This is a genomic window from Butyricimonas synergistica DSM 23225 (assembly GCF_000379665.1).
Taxonomy (GTDB): Bacteria; Bacteroidota; Bacteroidia; order Bacteroidales; family Marinifilaceae; genus Butyricimonas; species Butyricimonas synergistica.
Map to the genome: position 1 here is coordinate 1 of NZ_KB903373.1, position 18,048 is coordinate 18,048.

At 35.0% G+C, this 18,048-nt stretch carries 17 protein-coding genes and 1 pseudogene; 8 read left to right on the forward strand and 10 right to left on the reverse strand.

The window, feature by feature from the left end; all coding sequences use genetic code 11:
- The first annotated feature begins 346 nt into the window (after window positions 1-346).
- From A3CY_RS22330 to A3CY_RS21645, 3 genes are all read left to right on the forward strand, one after another.
- Entirely contained in the window at window positions 347-1,159 is an 813-nt protein-coding gene (locus A3CY_RS22330; RefSeq protein WP_081619504.1) for an RteC domain-containing protein, read from the forward strand.
- A gap of 89 nt (window positions 1,160-1,248) precedes the next feature.
- Window positions 1,249-1,596, forward strand: coding sequence for a MerR family transcriptional regulator (locus tag A3CY_RS0118560; RefSeq protein WP_018339453.1), 348 nt, complete (start codon window positions 1,249-1,251; stop codon window positions 1,594-1,596).
- Window positions 1,597-1,600: 4 nt separating this feature from the next.
- A complete protein-coding gene (locus tag A3CY_RS21645; RefSeq protein WP_018339454.1) occupies window positions 1,601-1,903 on the forward strand; it encodes a helix-turn-helix domain-containing protein in 303 nt (100 codons plus the stop codon).
- A 471-nt stretch (window positions 1,904-2,374) separates the two neighbouring features.
- Here A3CY_RS21645 and A3CY_RS0118570 read toward each other — a convergent pair whose 3' ends face one another.
- The 7 genes and pseudogenes from A3CY_RS0118570 to A3CY_RS0118605 all read right to left on the reverse strand — a co-directional run bounded on the left by A3CY_RS0118570 (window position 2,375) and on the right by A3CY_RS0118605 (window position 10,768).
- A complete protein-coding gene (locus tag A3CY_RS0118570) occupies window positions 2,375-4,882 on the reverse strand; it encodes a S8 family peptidase (protein ID WP_018339455.1) in 2,508 nt (835 codons plus the stop codon).
- A gap of 5 nt (window positions 4,883-4,887) precedes the next feature.
- On the reverse strand, window positions 4,888-5,838 hold the full coding sequence (locus A3CY_RS0118575; protein ID WP_018339456.1) for an AAA family ATPase: 951 nt from the start codon (window positions 5,836-5,838) through the stop codon (window positions 4,888-4,890).
- A 1-nt stretch (window position 5,839) separates the two neighbouring features.
- The gene (locus A3CY_RS0118580) at window positions 5,840-6,055 is read right to left on the reverse strand and encodes a helix-turn-helix domain-containing protein (protein ID WP_018339457.1); all 216 of its coding nucleotides are present in this window, start codon (window positions 6,053-6,055) and stop codon (window positions 5,840-5,842) included.
- A gap of 599 nt (window positions 6,056-6,654) precedes the next feature.
- Window positions 6,655-7,935 carry an AbiH family protein gene (locus A3CY_RS0118595; RefSeq protein ID WP_018339460.1) on the reverse strand — a complete coding sequence of 427 codons (1,281 nt, stop codon included), beginning with the start codon at window positions 7,933-7,935 and terminating at the stop codon, window positions 6,655-6,657.
- Between the two features lie 177 nt (window positions 7,936-8,112).
- Window positions 8,113-8,202: pseudogene (locus A3CY_RS23520) on the reverse strand (hypothetical protein); the annotation flags it as partial.
- Between the two features lie 728 nt (window positions 8,203-8,930).
- Complete coding sequence (locus tag A3CY_RS0118600; RefSeq protein ID WP_071596014.1) at window positions 8,931-9,386, reverse strand: hypothetical protein; 456 nt, start codon at window positions 9,384-9,386, stop codon at window positions 8,931-8,933.
- A 104-nt stretch (window positions 9,387-9,490) separates the two neighbouring features.
- Complete coding sequence (locus tag A3CY_RS0118605; protein WP_018339463.1) at window positions 9,491-10,768, reverse strand: DUF3945 domain-containing protein; 1,278 nt, start codon at window positions 10,766-10,768, stop codon at window positions 9,491-9,493.
- A 317-nt stretch (window positions 10,769-11,085) separates the two neighbouring features.
- On the opposite strand from A3CY_RS0118605, the gene A3CY_RS0118610 reads away from it, so the two are divergent.
- On the forward strand, window positions 11,086-11,874 hold the full coding sequence (locus A3CY_RS0118610) for a leucine-rich repeat domain-containing protein (RefSeq protein ID WP_018339464.1): 789 nt from the start codon (window positions 11,086-11,088) through the stop codon (window positions 11,872-11,874).
- On the opposite strand, the gene mobC is transcribed toward A3CY_RS0118610, so the two are convergent.
- From mobC to mobA, 3 genes are read right to left on the reverse strand one after another with little or no spacing between them, the layout of a single operon-like run.
- Complete coding sequence (gene mobC, locus A3CY_RS0118615) at window positions 11,871-13,883, reverse strand: conjugal transfer protein MobC (protein WP_018339465.1); 2,013 nt, start codon at window positions 13,881-13,883, stop codon at window positions 11,871-11,873. The two genes, A3CY_RS0118610 and mobC, sit on opposite strands and share 4 nt — an antisense overlap.
- A gap of 18 nt (window positions 13,884-13,901) precedes the next feature.
- Window positions 13,902-15,104 (reverse strand): conjugal transfer protein MobB, encoded by a 1,203-nt coding sequence (gene mobB, locus A3CY_RS0118620; protein ID WP_018339466.1) that lies wholly within the window; start codon window positions 15,102-15,104, stop codon window positions 13,902-13,904.
- Window positions 15,089-15,514, reverse strand: coding sequence for a conjugal transfer protein MobA (mobA, locus tag A3CY_RS0118625; protein ID WP_018339467.1), 426 nt, complete (start codon window positions 15,512-15,514; stop codon window positions 15,089-15,091). Before mobA ends, mobB begins: the two co-directional genes overlap by 16 nt.
- Before the next feature lie 581 nt (window positions 15,515-16,095).
- Here mobA and A3CY_RS0118630 point away from each other — a divergent pair.
- The 4 genes from A3CY_RS0118630 to A3CY_RS0118645 all read left to right on the forward strand — a co-directional run bounded on the left by A3CY_RS0118630 (window position 16,096) and on the right by A3CY_RS0118645 (window position 18,040).
- On the forward strand, window positions 16,096-16,851 hold the full coding sequence (locus tag A3CY_RS0118630; protein ID WP_018339468.1) for a ParA family protein: 756 nt from the start codon (window positions 16,096-16,098) through the stop codon (window positions 16,849-16,851).
- Window positions 16,848-17,186, forward strand: coding sequence for a DUF3408 domain-containing protein (locus A3CY_RS21650; protein ID WP_018339469.1), 339 nt, complete (start codon window positions 16,848-16,850; stop codon window positions 17,184-17,186). The genes A3CY_RS0118630 and A3CY_RS21650 overlap by 4 nt, the downstream gene beginning before the upstream one ends.
- 14 nt (window positions 17,187-17,200) lie before the next feature.
- On the forward strand, window positions 17,201-17,635 hold the full coding sequence (locus A3CY_RS0118640) for a hypothetical protein (RefSeq protein WP_155828485.1): 435 nt from the start codon (window positions 17,201-17,203) through the stop codon (window positions 17,633-17,635).
- 108 nt (window positions 17,636-17,743) lie between these two features.
- Window positions 17,744-18,040, forward strand: a complete 297-nt coding sequence (locus A3CY_RS0118645) for a DUF4134 domain-containing protein (RefSeq protein ID WP_018339471.1) — start codon at window positions 17,744-17,746, stop codon at window positions 18,038-18,040.
- Window positions 18,041-18,048: the final 8 nt, after the last annotated feature.

Here is an 18,048-nt window from a genome sequence, read left to right on the forward strand (position 1 = left end):
AAGAAAACAACCTGTAAATTAGAGATTTACAGGTTGTTTGTCATTTTCTTGTCGCCTCGTGGCGTTCAAGTGGTGGGCGCTGAGGGATTCGAACCTGTATATTTTAATTCTTTAATATCCAGTTATTTAACTCGGAAGTACTCTTAAAAAACTAATCTAGGTTACTTTTAAGTAACTGCTTTTGGCTCAAAAAAAAGCCTTTTTAATTTTCTCGTAACAAAGATACTAATTTTATTGTAAATATAGGCGATAGAGGGCTATTTTCTTATGTATTTCAGTGTATTATCTGTTTTTATTTGTATATTTTACACTTAATAGTTTCATAGCCGCTATTAAACTATCGTGTATGAAAAAGTATTTTATGATGCTTATGAGCGAATTGGAAACAACTATTCATTCGCTTAAAGGAAATGACGCCTTAAATATGTCGGTTATGGCTATGCAAGTTATTTATGGTGTGGTGAAACAAGTAAAAGATTACGTACTAACGAATGGTTTTGCGGATATAAACGAAGAGATATTGTTCTTCAAAGAGTTAAAGCCGTTATTGCATAGTAAATTGATCTACTACATGGAAATAAAGGAGATCGAATCAAAGCGTATTTTATGCGCGAGTAAGGAATTTGTACGTGCTTATTTGATTGAACAAGTGGAGCGTTTAACGGGATATTTGGAAGAGAATATTTACACGTATAAATATTTGCAGCTTGGTTCTACATTTTTGGATGAAGCATTATTTACTCGAAAGAATGCTTTAGAATTTTCGTGTGTAGATCGTGATAATTTGGATGATTCTTTCATGACACTTTGGGATAATAAAGTATCTCGAATTTTAGCTTACCAGATGCTTTTGGAATATCTAAACTCTGAAATATTGCTTTTGGATAAGCCATTTAGCAAATCTTCCAAATTAGTGTGGCACGGGACAAAGCGGGGATTAGTCGAATTGATCTATGCTCTAGTGACAAAAGAATGTTTTGGAGAAGCAACAATAAAAGAATTGGCAGATTGTTTTCAACAAATTTTTAGCATTGATTTGGGTGATTATTATGGCATCTACAAAGAATTAAAGGAGCGTCCGGTAAAGAATCGTGCGGGTTTTCTCAATGATCTTGCAGACGGACTTATGAAGCGTATGGAAGAGGACGAAAATAGTTAATATAGTATAAATAACTACCCCTGATTTCCCCTACCGTGGCATTCTGGAAATTACGTAATTACATATTCGCGAGAATAAAAAATGACAAGATGGAAATAATAACATTTGATTCTGAGGTTTATCGCGAATTGAAAAAGAGTTTGGATACAATTTCAAACTACGTGCTTAATAAAGAAGACAAGCAAGGGGAGGAGGATTGGGTAGATGAATATGATGTTTGTACTTATTTGAAGATTAGCCGCCGCACCTTACAGCGTATCAGGTACGAAAATTTATTGACTTACTCACTTGTAAGAGGTAAGGTATTAATACAGATGAAAGAAGTGCGGCGGTTAATTGAAACTGGGACTATAAAATGCGACATTAATCGCTTTGCAGATTTGTGCAAGGGGCATAAGGCGTATCTTGAACAGCGTAAACGAAACAAGAAAAAGTAAGCCTATGGATATTGACGAGCATTTAATGGTAAAGGCTTTTGATAAATGCTTTAGCCTGTTAGAAAGGATAGATGCAAGGCTGATTTCTCTTGAAAAAAGAGAATTTGGCGTGGATGGCGAACGCTTGTTAGATAATCAAGATTTGTGTCAGTTGTTAAACGTGGATAAAAAAACATTGGAACGATACAGGCGTTCCGGGCGACTGCCTTTTTTGAAGTTGGGGGGTAAAATCTTTTATAAATATTCCGAGATTGTCAAGGTAATGCAGAATTTAAGGAAATATGATTTTGATAAAGAAAGTGAGTAAGGGAAAAAACAATTTCGCGGGTTCTTTGAACTCGTGAATCTGTTATGTGTTCTCGAAGGTTGTTTCTAGTTCTGAAATTTTAGTAGATTTGAGGAATGATAATGAGGAACTAGAATGAATCTTGATTTTAAATTGCCTTTTTGTTTGTATTATTATTATCTGTACTTATTAATGTTCGACTTTATTTAAAGCGTTTTGTTTATATCAATCTATGATGTTTCATTACAAGTATTTTTAATCTACATATCAATCATATATATAAAATAATAATCAGTGCATTGTTTTGTTTCAATGGTATAGCTGTTGATGGTAAAACTTGTCAATAATTTCCTATTGTTACTCCATGTGCATAAGCGATATTTTGATGTATTGATAATTAATTCAGTTTTTTTCTAATTGTTTGTTTGAAATCCCTGTAATTTATATTTATGTTCTTTTATACATATATATTTTTAATTCTATTTTTAGCTCCTAAACGGGGATGTTTATTTCAATAGGTGCTTCAACTATTGCTGCTATTTTTGTCGTAACAACATTATACAAATCAACTTCTGTTGCAGGAGTTTCTAATGATACGATCAAAGAATACCTTATTCGACTGTTGTGCCTATTAAGATTTGTTCTCATTTTCCACCACCCACCAACAGGAAAAATGGCAATCATATTACAGGATGCAAGATCAGCAGCAGTTGTTGTTATCATATCACTGTGTATAGAACCAACACTCCTATTTTTCATACCTATTTTCCATCTTCCACTATCGTTTTCGACTAAATCAATATTGGCAGCATCGGCATCCTCCGATTCGATATACTTATTAATTCGCCTTTTGAATTGTTCTTGGGTTTCTTGCGGGTTGTTAACGTCAAATCTTAAACCACAAGATTGATAAGTATATTTATCTTTCCATCCTATTTCACCGGGACTTGGTTCAATAAAATAAGAAAGAGTTATTCTTAATGTGGTATTTATTTCTCCTAAATTCTCTAATAATTCTTTTGGCCACGGTAAATTGATGAAGTGCATCTCATTTAGAGAAACTGTCGAACCATTTTTTATATAAGGTTTTAAAGAGTTTTGCGATATGTAGGTAAATCCATTTTCTGTACTATATAATGCGCGTTCTCTATTGGGGATACCATAACCACAAGAGCGTAAAAGCCTTTTTATATTAGTTCTTCCTGTAACATGAAACTGACGTAACATTGAATCAGACCATTTTGCCGAATGTACAATCAATGCACGAATACTTTCTGCCCATAAATCAGGATAAGTAGCTGCAATTTCTGCAGCAAGATTAGAAGCAAGAGCGCACGCTGCACTTGTTGCATTAATGGTTTCAAATTTACGGAATTGTATATTTTTAGATGTGGTTAGAACTTCCAAGGCATCATGATCAACGTACGGTGTTAAATCATGTTCTCTTTTTAATAAATTGCCACCTTCAAAAACGACATCGGGTTTGATAGGCCATTTTTTATCCCATAATACAGATGTACTACTATATGGTGAAAGTCCGCCACTGGGAGCAACTCTTGGTAAATTATTGTAATTGGCATCATTTATTTGTACTTTTTCTGTATATGCTCCAATCGTTAGAGAGTTCCAAGATTGTCCCGGATTATGTACAGATTGCTGAGTGTTCCCATCTGGATAATTATTCCACACTTCTTCATCAGTCACATTTCCTGCCGCAACAATTATTAACCTTGGAGTTTCTTCTGATGCACCAATACACATATCATCCAAAGCTGCAGACCAAGAAGAAGGGCGTCCTTTATCATGTGTGTCAGCTGAAGTTACAGCCATGCAATATAAAATATTCTTGTTTGGGATTGTTATTTCAGCCTTATAAATGCATTGTTTAGTAATATCTCCCCAAAGTTCTATTGGATTCTCCCCAACATCAGGAAGTAATTTTACTGAACATAAAGTGTGTTTTATTTCTACGCGATCATTATGTTCCAAAGAGCGAGATAAGTCACCATAAGCGCAAACGCCTGCCATCATTGTTCCGTGTCCTTTTCTATCTGCGGTAGTCCATTGATTATTATAGGCAAGGCAATGAGCATCTTGTATTATGGGAGAAAGTAGTTCATGTCCGTTATTAACCCCAGTATCAATTACACATACTGATATATTTGATTGGTCATTTATCACAAGTCTTCTTAATAAATCCTCAACCCATTCATTTTGATCACTTGGGTTTTCGTTTGTCCAAAAATCTGCGGTTTCTTTCCCTGCTTTTAGTTCTGCCAAACTATCTGAACTATTTAGGATTTGGAGTAGAGTGTCATTGTTTGCATATACTAAAAATACGGCTCTTTCTGGAAATAATAAATAGTTTGGTTTGAAACTTATGTCTAAGTTTGTTAGCAAATTGTTGAATTGGGTTATTTGCTCTTGTTTGTCATCCGATTCATTTATTTTTATCCACACTTCATACCAATTGTAATTTTCATTAGGAAAAAGTTGTGGAGAATCTGTCCAAAACGAATAAAGTAAGGCTATATGTATATCTTCTATACTATTAATCAAATTTTGATTTCTGGGATTTCCTTTTTGAGTAACCTTTGTTGCATAATCCCGTAGCTTGTTTAAAAATTTATTTTCTTGTCCTTTGGGAATATATACTGTGGCATAAGTATCTATATTTCCATGAATATCCGTAATATTTCTAACATTCATTAAACGCATTCCTGCGTTGATTGCTTCAAGGCTTTGAGTAACTAGATCATAATTTTGTTTCCCTTTAAATTCTACGTATGTACCTGTACGAGTTGGTAGAGCAAGGGCATTTCGCTGACTTTTTAGGTTACTATCAGCTTCTCTCATGCGATCAAACTTATCTTTTAAAGCCGCAGCATGAGAAGCTCTATCTCTATTAGGAATGTTTGGACCTCCTGCTGGCTTTTGTCCAGGTGAATAACGAATTGTATCTGCTAAATCAGGAAGTTTTATATGATCATGCCTACTCATAATAATTAAATTTTATATGCCATTGTGCGTTCTTTAATTGTTTTTTCTATTAGTGAGAGAGAAATGTCTGTGTTATTTAAAACTGATTCTTTTATCGCATCTAAGCATGCTTGATTTATTTCAGCATGGCTAAGATTTTCAAGCATTGGTAAAAGAATTTTCATATCCTTACTTGTTACATTTTTACCAAGTCTACTTTTTAAAAGTTGTGTTTTTTCTTCATCAGTGGGGAGATTATAATGAATGACGTCATCAAATCTTCTGAATAAAGCTTGATCCAACATTCTTAAATTATTTGTTGCCGCAATAATTAAACTTTCAGAATTATCTCTTTCTAAAAATTGAAGGAATGAATTAAGAACTCTACGCATTTCTCCAACATCATTATCCTTTCCACGTTGTGAACCGATAGCATCAAATTCGTCAAATAAATAAACTGCTGGTCTATCAACGATTAAATCGAATATTTGACGAAGTTTTGCGCTTGTTTCTCCCATATATTTAGTTACAACCTTATCCATTAATATTACATAAATAGGTAAGTGAAGTTCATTCGCAATTATTGATGCAGACATAGTTTTTCCTGTTCCCGGAGGACCTGAAAATAATATTTTCCGTCTGTTCTCTAAATTGTAGCTTAATAATTTATTCCTATGCGTAAACTCCCTGACGACTCTATTAATACGGTCTTTTATCTCAGTCGAAATTATTAAATCTGATAATTTTTTATCGGATTCTACTTCTAGTACTAAACCTTGTAATTCTGAATTTAAAGGTTTCAGTTTAGGAGATGTTTTTTTCCCACTATCAATGATTTGCTTAATGTCATTTGCCAAATTGGAATGTCCCAACTTGGCTTCATGAGCAGCTATCTGCAGAGCAACAGTATTAAATTTCTCATTGTTTTCTTCAAAATGACTCTTAATAAGAGTCTTTAATTGATTTGCTGTTGCCATATTATTTATTCATTTCCTTTTTTAGTTCTTCTTTAGAATACAATAACTGATTTATGTTAACATCCAATATTGATGCTATTTTATACAGAGTTTCTAATGAGGGTTGTCTTCGATTGTGTACATATGCGTTAACCACATTAAAACTTTTGCCCAACTGATCTGCCAGCCAAACTTGTTTAATCCCTTTTTTTTCAAGTATCTCTTTTATTTTATTCATTGAATTAGCTGTGATTTATGCATAGTATAAAATAGATTACAAAAATACACTATTTTCTGATATGTCTAAAATAATCTCTATTAAAATAGAGGGTGTTGAAGAAAATGCTTGATTCTTTTCATACCTTAATTTTAAGGGATTCCATAGGTATTCTCGTATTCAAGCTGCCATTCTATTAAAACCTTGAAATTCGTTTGTTAGTTGGACTTGCTTTCGTCTTTGATAATCAGGATTTATGCCAATTACTAAACGTGGATAAAAAAATTGGAACGATACAGGCGTTCCGGGCGACTGCTTTTTTTGAAGTTGGGGGTAAAATCTTTTATAAATATTCCGAAATTGTTAAGGTTATGCAGAATCTAAGGAAATATGATTTCGACAAAGAAAACGAGTAGGTAGAAGAAACTGTTTCGCGAGTTCAAAGAACCCGCGAAACTGTTGTGTGTCTTTACGGTTGTTTCATATATTCAGAAATGCACACGCCAAGTACATACTATCTTTGAACTCTCCGGTAGTCTTTTTCAGCTCTAGAGTTTGCGATTCATCAGAATTTATCACTGCCTTTATATCATCAATAGTCATAATATCCTTATTTATTCTCATTTCCTATTAATGAAATTTTGGGGTAATGGCTCGCAAAAAGTTTTGTTAACCACTCTATCCCGCATTAATTTCATGTTCGTAAAATTGCGGCATATATTCTGAACAATCTCCATGTAGTTATCAGAGTCATCTTCTTTTTGGTGATAATATGGCTTTATTGATACACAATTCCTGTGCTCAAACAGTGTGTTGAGAAGTGTCCTATCGGAGTTCCCACAGGAATGTCCCATTATATATATTTGATATGGGGCAGATTCGATGAATTGTAACATCTTCCTATAATTGCTAGATTCCAGATACTTTATTGATTTGATATTTCTTAGACACTCGTTATCTTCTTGTTTTAATATCTGTGTATAGCTTTCGTCTAACTCATCACCATACCCAAATATCATACTATCCGGCTTGGTAAGAGTGCCATGAATATGATTAACAGTAGCGACTTTTGGGAAACCATACTTGTCAGCGGTCCCTGTATAATTGAAATTCAATAACAGAATACTTTCTGGATATATTAAATCTTTTAAATACGCCTCTGGAATATCCTTACAACCCTTCTCCTCAGAAAATTCGATATATTGTTGTTTTAATCCTTTTAGATCTTCCCAAGAGAAATGGATACTATCTTTAGGGAAATTATATTTTGACAGAAGTCTTTTATATTCCATCTCTCCTTGATGTAATATGTTATTTACATAGTCGTAATATGTGTGCAGTTGAGAAACACAGATATCACGATATTGTATAGAAGAGTATATTTGCTTTAATATATCTGTGTCATGATTGATTTCATTCAAAGATAAAGATGTGAGATATTCAGTCAAAAGTCCTTGAATATATTGTAATTGGAAATTAAGATTCGACACAGTATAATTATGATCGTCAGGATTTGTTATTAAATCTCTTAATAACCGATAATACTCATTTTCAATGTCAACCCATCCTTTTGATTCGATAGAATCATAGATGATTTTGAAGAATGGAGAAAATACCACCTCGTAGTTGGTGGAATCTTGAATAATTGAAGTAATAATATCTTTCCCCGAAGGTCTATTGATAAATTTTGGGTAATTAAATATAAACACGTTCCAAGCTGTACATGAATTGGAATGAGTAGTCATCTTAAAAGTACATAAGCAATCTTCGGATATAGGGGTTAGGTTCCCGCAAAAGTCCATAACTCTTTTCTCCCAATACCAGTTTATGAAGTCTTCGTATCTGGTTGGAAGTCCGTGTGCTAAATCAAAGCCGTTACCAATGAGTATAATTCTGTTCATTCGTTTTGACAATGTATTGTTATTTATATTGTTGTTTCAAACTTTGTCCAAAAGTTCGCTAAAGAGATATCAGGAGTTGGTATTGCTGGAATTTGTTTCTCTACCTCATTCCAATGGAAACGATTATCGCATACGGTATTATGTCTGATTCGTATGATAGAATATCTTTCATTGTTATTACATATTACCGCTCTTAATAAGTTGGCGAGAGGTAACATTCAATAACGCTGCAATTCTAACTAGTATATCAAGTGAGGATTGCATTTTATTGGAGCACCATCTGGAAACGGTAGCCTCATTCTTGCCAACTTGTTTGGCTAATCATTTTCCTGTTTTACCATTCTCAATTAATACGACTTTAATTTTTTTTGATTTTTTGCGATTCCATATTACTTGTCTTGCTGATAAATTACAATACTATAATGTTTGATACAAATTTGCGAATAATATTTGAAACACACCTCTTTTGTATGGAATAATTAACATCCAACTAATTGAAATCTGTCCCAAGGACATCACCTGTAGAAATTAAAGTTAGAAAGTAATATGAATATCCCTATTGGACTTTAATACGTCACTTTGTTTATCTTGCATCATCAATGTACCTATAACAACAAAATCCATCTCTATATTTGAAGTTCTTATTTTCCCTTCCAGCCATTGTTTTCAGTATACTTCTGGGTTAAGAAAGATTAAATGTGTTAAATCTTCTCCATTTATATTTACTTGAGGAATTACGCAATCACTTTTTTTATCGTATTGTGCATATGATGTTGATTATCAGTTGTTGATATTTTTTTGTAATTCAACAGTCGCTTCAAGTTCCGATAATGCTTGAGTAATCTCATGTTGGGTATTGTTGGTTACTTCCTGTCCTAAAATTTTTAAGCGACTTAGGGGTGACATCAAAGATGAGCCAATCACCTTCTGATTTTGAATTTATGTGGATTCGAGGGAATGCCAATGAGGAATTAGAATGAACCGAGTATTAGGAATTATTTCTCTGTTTGAAATCTTTCTTTCAGGTGTATGGTCTTTTTTATATCACATCCCAAAACAAAGACCCTGTAAACGGGATGATTTATACCGTAATAAGGTATTTCATCTTGAAAGTGTTCTATATCCATTTCTGTAAGAATGCTGCATAATTCCTCCGATTTAGCTTTGTCGCTAGTGAAACCAATGCAGTGCGTCCAAGCCCATTTGTCAGATTGTATTTGTGCATAAGCGTGTTCAATAATATCCTGTTCTGATGTGAAGGTTTTTATTGTGTCCTTTTGTCCTCTTTCAGTATAATACCAGATAAAAGTTCCCCCGATTTTTTCAATCCCGAATCCTTCATAAATAGCGTTCCCGTTAATGGAATAAGAATCGAAATTTGCACAATTTGCCTGCATCCATTCTTCAAGTTCTTTTTCTGTCTTAGGTATATTACCATTATCCTTTTTCATGGGAGTAATTTTATTTGTGAAGACTAAGATAATGTTTTTAAGTAGAATAACAAAGACTGAAGAATTATCCTCAGTCATTGTTATTTTACCAGTAAGATTTAATCTTATTGCCTCATTTTAGGAGTTTTCTGTTGTTTGTTCGTTTGTTCTTGAGATTGGTGTTTTTCTTGATATTTTGTTTGTGATTTTAAGACTTCTTGTGCTAGTGATGCGTTTCTTCTGTCTGCTGCATCATAGAACTCGATACCTGTTGATGTCCCCTTGAGATAAGCATCTCGGACGGTTTTATCTTTACATGAAATATTTCTCACGAAAATAACCCCGTTATCCTTCAGTATGGTTCGTTGCTCTTCCGTGATTGGTTGCCCTCCGAAAGCAGGCGGAATACCTTTTAGGGGATCTTTCTCGTTTGAAATTCTTTTATCAGTTTTTTCTTGCCGGGTGCGGTTTCGTACTAATGCGATACCACGACTATCGGCATTTGCTTGCACGTACCCGTCGAACTTTACCCCCTCCTTACTATTCATCCCGGTTAGATACACTGCTTTACCTTCTTTCAGACTGTTTTTTTGTTCTTCGGTTAATTTTACACCTTTGTATTCGTCTTTTATTTTCAATGAAGAGGCTCTTAATGCAACAATCCTATTTGTCAGATGATCGACGCTTAAAAATGCGGGTTCCGCTTCGGACGATCCTTTAAATTTGTGCGAAACGACACGACCGAGATTCCCCGTTGTAAGCATATTTTTTTTGTCATCAGCCGTGAACGTGAGATCGTATTTGTCAAAATTCGGATAATCGAGTTTTGATTTTAGATCTGTTGTGATTTTATCATCTTGTTGGTTAAAGAATGCCCGTGCTTTTCCCTCAAACGTCACTCCATTTATCGCAATTTTTACATCAATAAGGTTATTTGAACCGTACCCTTTCAACATTGATTCCAAAGAACCGTTCTCTTTTAGTTTTTCGGGGGTAATCCCGAATTTCGCGAGGGTTTTCCAGTCGATTTTCTCGTCAGGATTTAGATTTAAGGACTTGATTTTTTTCTCGACCTCTTTAGTCACCTCATGTTTTTGCTGTTCTCCGGGTTGATTTACCAAATGAATTTCATCTTCTTTAAAACGGAAAAACTTGTAATTCCCCGGATTTTTAAATTGTGTCCAAAAGTTCTTGAAAAAGTTCTCAAAGGGATTTAAATTCTTGTCAACCTTGAAAAATTGGTTTTGGTCAATTGCTTCATCTGCCGGGGTAGTTTTTAGATTCCCTTTCTCGTCTATACCGCTGATGCTTTTTAGCGTGTTTGTTTGGTCGTCCTTGTCGGAAACAAACATAATGTTCAATTCGTTGCTCATGTTATCTCTGTTATTATTGATTATAAACATGAAATTGATTATTAAAATGCAGATAATTAGGGGAATGTAAAATTCGTCTGTTTTTGTCCTATTTTGTCTTTCCGTTTAGAATTTTTGTTATCTTTGAAAAAAGAAATAGTAATTCTCTTGTAGCGAAACCACCATTTTTCCTCGCTACATGGAATGATATATTAGGCGTGATAATTTACATCTAGGGGATATGGTGGTTCCTGCGTGACAAATTAATCCACGCCTTTTTATTCACGTTTTGGCGTGAAAAAATAGGGGAGATAAATTTAAACCATTGAAAAATGGGATGGTAATTTATTAACTCTAAATATATAAGAATGAATAAACGTCACGCTAAAACCACCACCACCCAAAGACCGCAATCTATTGAATTTACTTTGAATACGGATGTCGTAAAAGAAATATCTTTTACTTGTTTGTTGTATGGAGGTACAATTGATTGGGGGGATGAAGAAATAGAGCACAGAAATAATACTATTTCAGATTTGAATACTTCTTTTACGCACGAATACACGTGTGCAATGGGGATTGTTACGGTCAAAATATCCGGCACAAAAATTTGTGAATTTTCCGTCCAAGATGTAAAACTTATTGATTTTAAATTAATTGATTGTGATTTTCTGCATCGTTTATATATCGTTAATTGTAACTTGCAGAGCTTAAAATTTGATCGTAGTAACCTCTTGGTGCTATTTTGTGGATGTAATTGTCTTGAAGAATTGAAGGTGGATACTTTACCTAATATGGCTATATTAAATTGTCAAAATAATTACATCAAACATCTGGATTTAACAGCGAATTTGAATTTATGCTGTTTAGAATGTAAGTGTAATAATCTGTCTGATATAAAAATGTCAGAACAGAATACCAAATTGCATTATTTGCATTGTAGCTTTAATTATCTTTCTAAAAATACCCTCGAAAACCTATTTACTATTTTACTTAATGCCGTTGGCGTGTTGGGGCTTGAACTTGATTTCGCGTATAATCCCGGCACGAGTGAAATTGATAAATCTGGTTTTAAGGAATTATTTTGGGATGTAAAAAATATCTACTATGAAAAGATGGTAGCACGTTTCACTGAATATACGAAAGAGTGCGTTTAGCACTCTTTCTCTTTAATTAGATGTTTTAGTTTCGGATCTTTTTTTATTCGCTTTAATTCGTCGAGTACAATTTGTTGAATATCTTCCTTGATGCGTATGTAATTTGCTTGAATCGTTTCTTCCATTCTGTCATTTCCATCTTCGTCTTGAAAATCTGTAATTTTTGGGAATTTCTTGTAATTCGTGGTTTCTCTTTTTACTTTTTCGCTATCTACCACAATTTCAGCATGAAATATCTTTTGTTCAATACGTTCGTCAAAGTTATCTGCTATCGCACCCACAAACATACCCTGTGATAAATTACTTATTTTGGATGCCGGGATAAGGCTATCCATTTGTGTAGAAATGGAAGTCGATTTATCGTTGCGGTTGATAGTCATGCTTTGCCGCTTTTGTAAAACTTTGCCGAACCTTTCGGAAAGAGTTTTGGCGGTTTCTCCAACGACCTGCCCGCTAAAAATATTACCTACGGTATTTTCGATTACTTTGCTTTCCTTATCCCCATAATCTCGGCGTAACTGACTGAAATCCTGAAAGCCCAAACAGACTGCCACCTTGTTGCTTCGTGCCGTTGCTATTAGGTTATCCAGTCCCCGAAAATAGATGGTCGGTAATTCGTCTATAATTACAGAGCTTTTCAGTTGGTGCTTCTTGTTTATCAACTTTACAATGCGGGAATTATACAACCCTAAAGCACAGGAATAGATATTTTGGCGGTCGGGATTGTTACCTACCACCAGTATTTTAGGTTCTTCCGGATTGTTTATATCCAGTGAAAAATCGTCCCCAGTCATTACCCAATATAAAGCCGGGCTTATCATGCGGGAAAGCGGGATTTTAGCACTTGCAAGCTGCCCCTGCAACTGGTCTTGAGCGTTGGATTCCCAAGCGTCCATGAACGGTGAAAGGTAGTTCTCCAATTCGGGATAACTCGTTAAAATCGTGAATGTATCAGAATATCTCTTATTTAGAAATTCGATGGCGTGAGGGAATGTACAATACTTACCTCCTTGATAGATTTTTAAAAACCAAATGATAGAAGCTAGCAAAATAATCGGACTTTCTACAAAGAAATCTCCCTGTTTGGTTATCCAACTGCGGTTAAGATTTAGCATGATTGTATAACTGGCTTCGTATGCGTCCGATATGTCCGTCATGAATGCCGGATTTATCGGGTTACATCGGTGGCTCTCGCGTGGATTGTCAAAATTGATAATGTAAAATTTAGGGTTTACCTTGTACCCGTCCAAATGCTTGATTAAATGGTTATAAGCTATTTCCGAAAGGTCGGGAAATTTGTAGTCATAAATATAAACAGCAAACCCTTTTTCGATTTGTTGTTTGATGTAGTTATTGACTACCGCGTACGATTTTCCCGAACCGGGCGTACCCAATATCATGCTTGCTCTGAACGGGTTTACAATGTTTATCCACCCATCGTTCCATTTCTTTTTATAGTAAAACCGGGTCGGTAAATTTACGGAATAATCGTTCTCTATCAGGCGAGTTTCCTGTGCAAAACTTTCATTTTCAGTATTGAAAATATCATCTAGTAAATTATTTTTTAAAAGTCGTGAAATCCAGAGTCCCGCGATTAAAAGAGATAGGTACCCAACTATCATGGTGAGGATATACAGAATTGTCCTATTTTCAGAGGATAACGCAACATCCCATATCCACCAATTCAAGAAAAAAAGGATACAACCGATGCTTAGGAATACATAAATCTTGCTCCATGTAATTTCTTCATTTTTTACGCCCTTTGTACCTAAACAAGATAGAGCGAGAAATACCACCGAAAAAAGTTTAGTGTATAGGATATTGGAGAATAGCCCTGCGCTACCCTGGAAGTTCAACAAAATTTTATCGACGACCCCGATATTGATACCCCATTTCTGTATTGTAGGGTAACAGAACCAATATATATTTATAGATACGAACAGAATGCTAATAGCTCGCATGAAATCCATTACGCGGGCTAACCCGCATAAATCATCTTCTTGTTGCATAATAATTTGATTAAGCGATTATAATTTTCTTTTCTTGCGTTTCCGACGTTTTCTCTGGTCCACCGAATAAATGTCATTGCCAAAAGTTTCTTGTCCTTGGGGATGAGAATTGAACGTTCCATTTCCAAAATCTATACCGGGAGATAAGCTAGGGCGAATAGTCCTGCTATCGTTAGGAATACTTTTATTGAATCGTTCGTTAAACGCGTTTGCGGAATACTCTTTGCCTAGGCGTGAACCGTTCAACACCACCCGGCTATCATGGTCGATGAATGTAACTCCGTAAATGCGTTTGCTAGAGTTTTGCCGGAATATCACGTCAATCCCTTTCTTTCTCAATTCCTTTTCAAACTGTTTGCGGGTCCGCGAGCCATTAAAGGCCTCGGAAACCGCTTGCCGGGTATGATCTTTAAGGTTTTTCTCTTTTATTCTTTTTGTGGATGTAGCAATCTTTTTCAAAATTGCATTGTAACTCACTGATATTGATATACGTGATGCTTTAATGGGATTACCTTTTTTTTCTCCTTTGTCGTTAGTTGCTGAATAAATTATACCATTATAGGGTTTCCCGGCTGCTTCTCCCTTTATTTCTTCTACATGAATGTTGTAAAGAGATAACAAGGTTTTGTATTCTGTAAAACTTTGGAAATAGTAACTACTCATTAGTGCTTTAACCGTGTTAGAGATTTGGTGTTTCACATCACCGTCCCGGTAATTCACTTTTTTTAGTTCCGGGTATTCTGAACAATTTTGCTTTTCTGCCGGATGCAGACCATACTTCTTCTCTAGCTCGCGTGTGATTTTTTTGCTCCTGCAATGTTCGTACTGGTCATTAATCTTTCTTCCCTTCTCGTTTGTCCGGATAGAAACAATATGTAGATGATGACGATTAATGTCTTCATGCTTGAATATTAGATAGGGTTGATTCCCGTAACCTAGTTTTTCCATGTATTCTTTTGCGATTTCTACAAGTTGTTCATCCGAGAGTTTATCGTCTGGGTGTGGGTTTAAAGAAATATGAATAACAGGTTTTTCTGTTTTCATATCTGCTGGCATTTGCATTTCAAAACATTTCATGCAACGTGATACATTAAAAGTGCCTTCCTCATTTTCAAACATTTTATTCGTGAATAGGACTTTTCCTGCACCTGCATCTATCTTGTTTAAATTATAGTATAATACTCCTGCCAATGATTTTCCTCCTGTTATATTTGCAACCATTTTAATTCAAAATCACGGGTTAATTCAATGATGTCATGGTTTAATTTAACAAGTTCGATCGTGGCTTTCTCTAGTTTATAGAGGTAAGCGAGAGCTTTTTGTTCACTAAAATTGGAGTTTAGTGCTTTAACTACTTGATTGTAATTTACCCCTATTGCGCGGTATTGTGCGTAAAAACTTGTCAAACGTGTGTAATAATCTACTGCTCCTTTGTCAATTTTTATCACCTTGAACGGTTCACCGAAAATTCGGTGCGTGATAAAATGAGCTTTAGTACGCATACCTGATTGTTCATAAAGCTTTAATAAGCGTGCATTATCCACGGAATTAAGACTAATTGAATAGCGGAATATTGCCGGGTCTGTTTTTGGCTTTCTCCCTGTGTTTTTAGAGTTCTTTTTTTGTTCCATATTTATAATTTAATAATTACGACTTCGGAGTAATTTTCCCCCTCGACTTGTCGGGGGCAAGGGTTTAAAGCTGCTTAAATCATTTTAAGCTGCTTTAAACACACCTTGCTATGTTCTCGCGAACATAAAAACCAATTCCTTGTGGATTTTGCTTTAAAGAATCTACCGTCTTTTTTTTCATGTCGATATTGTGAATCGTTTTGCTCGAAGTTACTGTTTAGAGATTTGAAACACTGTATTTTGTGTTTGCCAATAGCGAACAGTTATTTGCCAATTTCACCATTGAAAATACTTGCGTGCAGGTAAATTGATATTATGAATGATCGGATGGAGGACTGGCGGAAAGATTGATTGATTGATTGATTGAGTGAGTGGATGATTGAGTGATATGTTGATTTATTGAATCATCGAATGAATGATAAATTGCCTGCTTGGTTGCATTACTGAATGAATGATTGTTTGGTGGAAAGGATGAATGAAGGGTAGACAATATCGGACAAAAAGGGACAAAAAAGGAATAACTTTTATTTTGAAGCTCTTTTAATATTCTTTTGTTCTGAAAATAATTCAAAACAAAGCATATGAAACAAGTTTTTTTAAGTTTTGCGAACCAAAAAGGAGGTTGCGGGAAATCTTCTATGACTGTCTTAATGGCTAGTTATCTACATTATCTTACACGGTTGAATGTACTCGTGGTTGATGCGGATTACCCTCAATACAGTATTTACAATTTGCGCAAACGCGATTTAGATTTAATAGAGAAAGATTCTTATTTTAAACGACTTGCTTATAGTCAATTGAAAACTCTGGAAAAAACAGCGTTCCCGATTTTACGAAGTACGCCGGAGAATGCTATTGGAACGTTAAAAGAGTATTTACATTCTTCTAAAACTATCTATAATGTGGTTTTGTTTGATCTACCGGGAACGGTGCAGAGTAATGGTGTTTTGGCAACTTTGGCGGGGATGGATTATGTTTTCGTTCCTCTTCTTGGGGATCGTTTAGTTTTGGAGAGTAGTTTCGCATTTGTCAAAACATTGAATGATGTGTTTGTTAAAGATGAAAAGATGCGCTTAAAACATCTTTATTTGTTTTGGAATCAAGTTGATGCGAGAGAAAGAAACGATCTATACGATTCGTACAATAGAATAATACAACAACTACATTTTAATCTATTAGATAATAAAATTTTGGATACAAAGCGGTTTCGTAAGGAAATACTGGCCGATAAAAGGATAGTATTTCGTTCGACGCTATTTGCACCTTCTCGTCAGTTCGTGAAAAGTAGTGGACTTGAGAATCTATTTTCTGAAATTATAAAGATCGTCGTGCGATGAGTAAAGATGAAATTAACGAATTACTGCTGAAAAAAATGATTGCCGGGGATGATGTTTCCGAGCAAAAAGAAAAGGCAGAAAAGGAGGTTGAGGTAAAATCAAGGCGGAAAAAGGACTATTCTTCTACTTTCTTGATGATAAATACCTTATCCGAAAGGCATGGAGTGTATATAAGCATGAATAATTATTCGCGAGTTTCGGCATTTATCAGGCTGCTGGGTACAAAGCTGACTTTGGGAGGTTTTATTGATAACATCTTGAACGTACATTTTGAACAGTATGGTGATGAAATTTCTAAAATGATCGAACAGCAAATTTCAAAATTGAAACCATGATAATCTTGATAATTATGGTTGTTGTAATTCTAACAATCTACTATTTGTGGATTTTTTTACGTGGTACGGAAGTGAAAAAAGAACGAGATCAACAGGCGTCGCCCAATTGCAGTAATGATATTATAGGGGAAAGTAAGTTTGACAATAGACAATTTTGGACAAAAACAGGCATTGGACTTTCGATCACAAAAGAAGCGAATATTGAGAATACATTTGTGTTAGAGAAAGAAAATGAACCTGTTATGCTGGAAGAAGATTTAATTGATGTAGAGTATGAAGATGAGGATTCCGGTGTCGCGAGAGGTATTCGTTTCGAAGAAATTGTTTACGTGATAAAAGAAGAAGAAAATGCAGGTGAAAACACGGAGGTGTATGATTCGGTCATGAAACAGATTGAAGAAAATCGCGAAAAGATGGGAGATATGTTAGATAGTATTGAAATTGAATAGTAATGAATTATGAAAGAAAGTGAATACGGTTAATAATTGTGATACTTCGGGGGGAATAAATAATTAATCATCGCCGCGAGATAAGATCGTGGCATAAACTATAACTAAATGTCGAAAAGAATAATTCTTTCGATGCTATTTATTAGCATCGCCGGGGCTTTATTTGCCCAAGGCAACGGTTCTGCGGGAATAACGGAGGCAACAACTATGATAACATCTTATTTCGATCCAGCCACGAAGCTGGTCTACGCGATCGGGGCGGTTTGCGGGCTTATCGGGGGTGTTAAGGTATTTAACAAATTTAGCGCGGGCGACCCCGACACGAGTAAAGTCGCTGCCAGTTGGTTCGGAGCCTGTATATTTCTTATCGTGTCAGCCACGATCTTACGATCATTTTTTCTTTAAAAAGGGTA

Coding starts and splice junctions, on each gene's coding strand:
- A3CY_RS22330 (WP_081619504.1), top strand. CDS start 347: ATGAAAAAGTATTTTATGATGCTTATGAGCGAATTGGAAACAACTATT.
- A3CY_RS0118560 (WP_018339453.1), top strand. CDS start 1,249: ATGGAAATAATAACATTTGATTCTGAGGTTTATCGCGAATTGAAAAAG.
- A3CY_RS21645 (WP_018339454.1), top strand. CDS start 1,601: ATGGATATTGACGAGCATTTAATGGTAAAGGCTTTTGATAAATGCTTT.
- A3CY_RS0118570 (WP_018339455.1), bottom strand. CDS start 4,882: ATGAGTAGGCATGATCATATAAAACTTCCTGATTTAGCAGATACAATT.
- A3CY_RS0118575 (WP_018339456.1), bottom strand. CDS start 5,838: ATGGCAACAGCAAATCAATTAAAGACTCTTATTAAGAGTCATTTTGAA.
- A3CY_RS0118580 (WP_018339457.1), bottom strand. CDS start 6,055: ATGAATAAAATAAAAGAGATACTTGAAAAAAAAGGGATTAAACAAGTT.
- A3CY_RS0118595 (WP_018339460.1), bottom strand. CDS start 7,935: ATGAACAGAATTATACTCATTGGTAACGGCTTTGATTTAGCACACGGA.
- A3CY_RS0118600 (WP_071596014.1), bottom strand. CDS start 9,386: ATGAAAAAGGATAATGGTAATATACCTAAGACAGAAAAAGAACTTGAA.
- A3CY_RS0118605 (WP_018339463.1), bottom strand. CDS start 10,768: ATGTTTATAATCAATAATAACAGAGATAACATGAGCAACGAATTGAAC.
- A3CY_RS0118610 (WP_018339464.1), top strand. CDS start 11,086: ATGAATAAACGTCACGCTAAAACCACCACCACCCAAAGACCGCAATCT.
- mobC (WP_018339465.1), bottom strand. CDS start 13,883: ATGCAACAAGAAGATGATTTATGCGGGTTAGCCCGCGTAATGGATTTC.
- mobB (WP_018339466.1), bottom strand. CDS start 15,104: ATGGTTGCAAATATAACAGGAGGAAAATCATTGGCAGGAGTATTATAC.
- mobA (WP_018339467.1), bottom strand. CDS start 15,514: ATGGAACAAAAAAAGAACTCTAAAAACACAGGGAGAAAGCCAAAAACA.
- A3CY_RS0118630 (WP_018339468.1), top strand. CDS start 16,096: ATGAAACAAGTTTTTTTAAGTTTTGCGAACCAAAAAGGAGGTTGCGGG.
- A3CY_RS21650 (WP_018339469.1), top strand. CDS start 16,848: ATGAGTAAAGATGAAATTAACGAATTACTGCTGAAAAAAATGATTGCC.
- A3CY_RS0118640 (WP_155828485.1), top strand. CDS start 17,201: ATGGTTGTTGTAATTCTAACAATCTACTATTTGTGGATTTTTTTACGT.
- A3CY_RS0118645 (WP_018339471.1), top strand. CDS start 17,744: ATGTCGAAAAGAATAATTCTTTCGATGCTATTTATTAGCATCGCCGGG.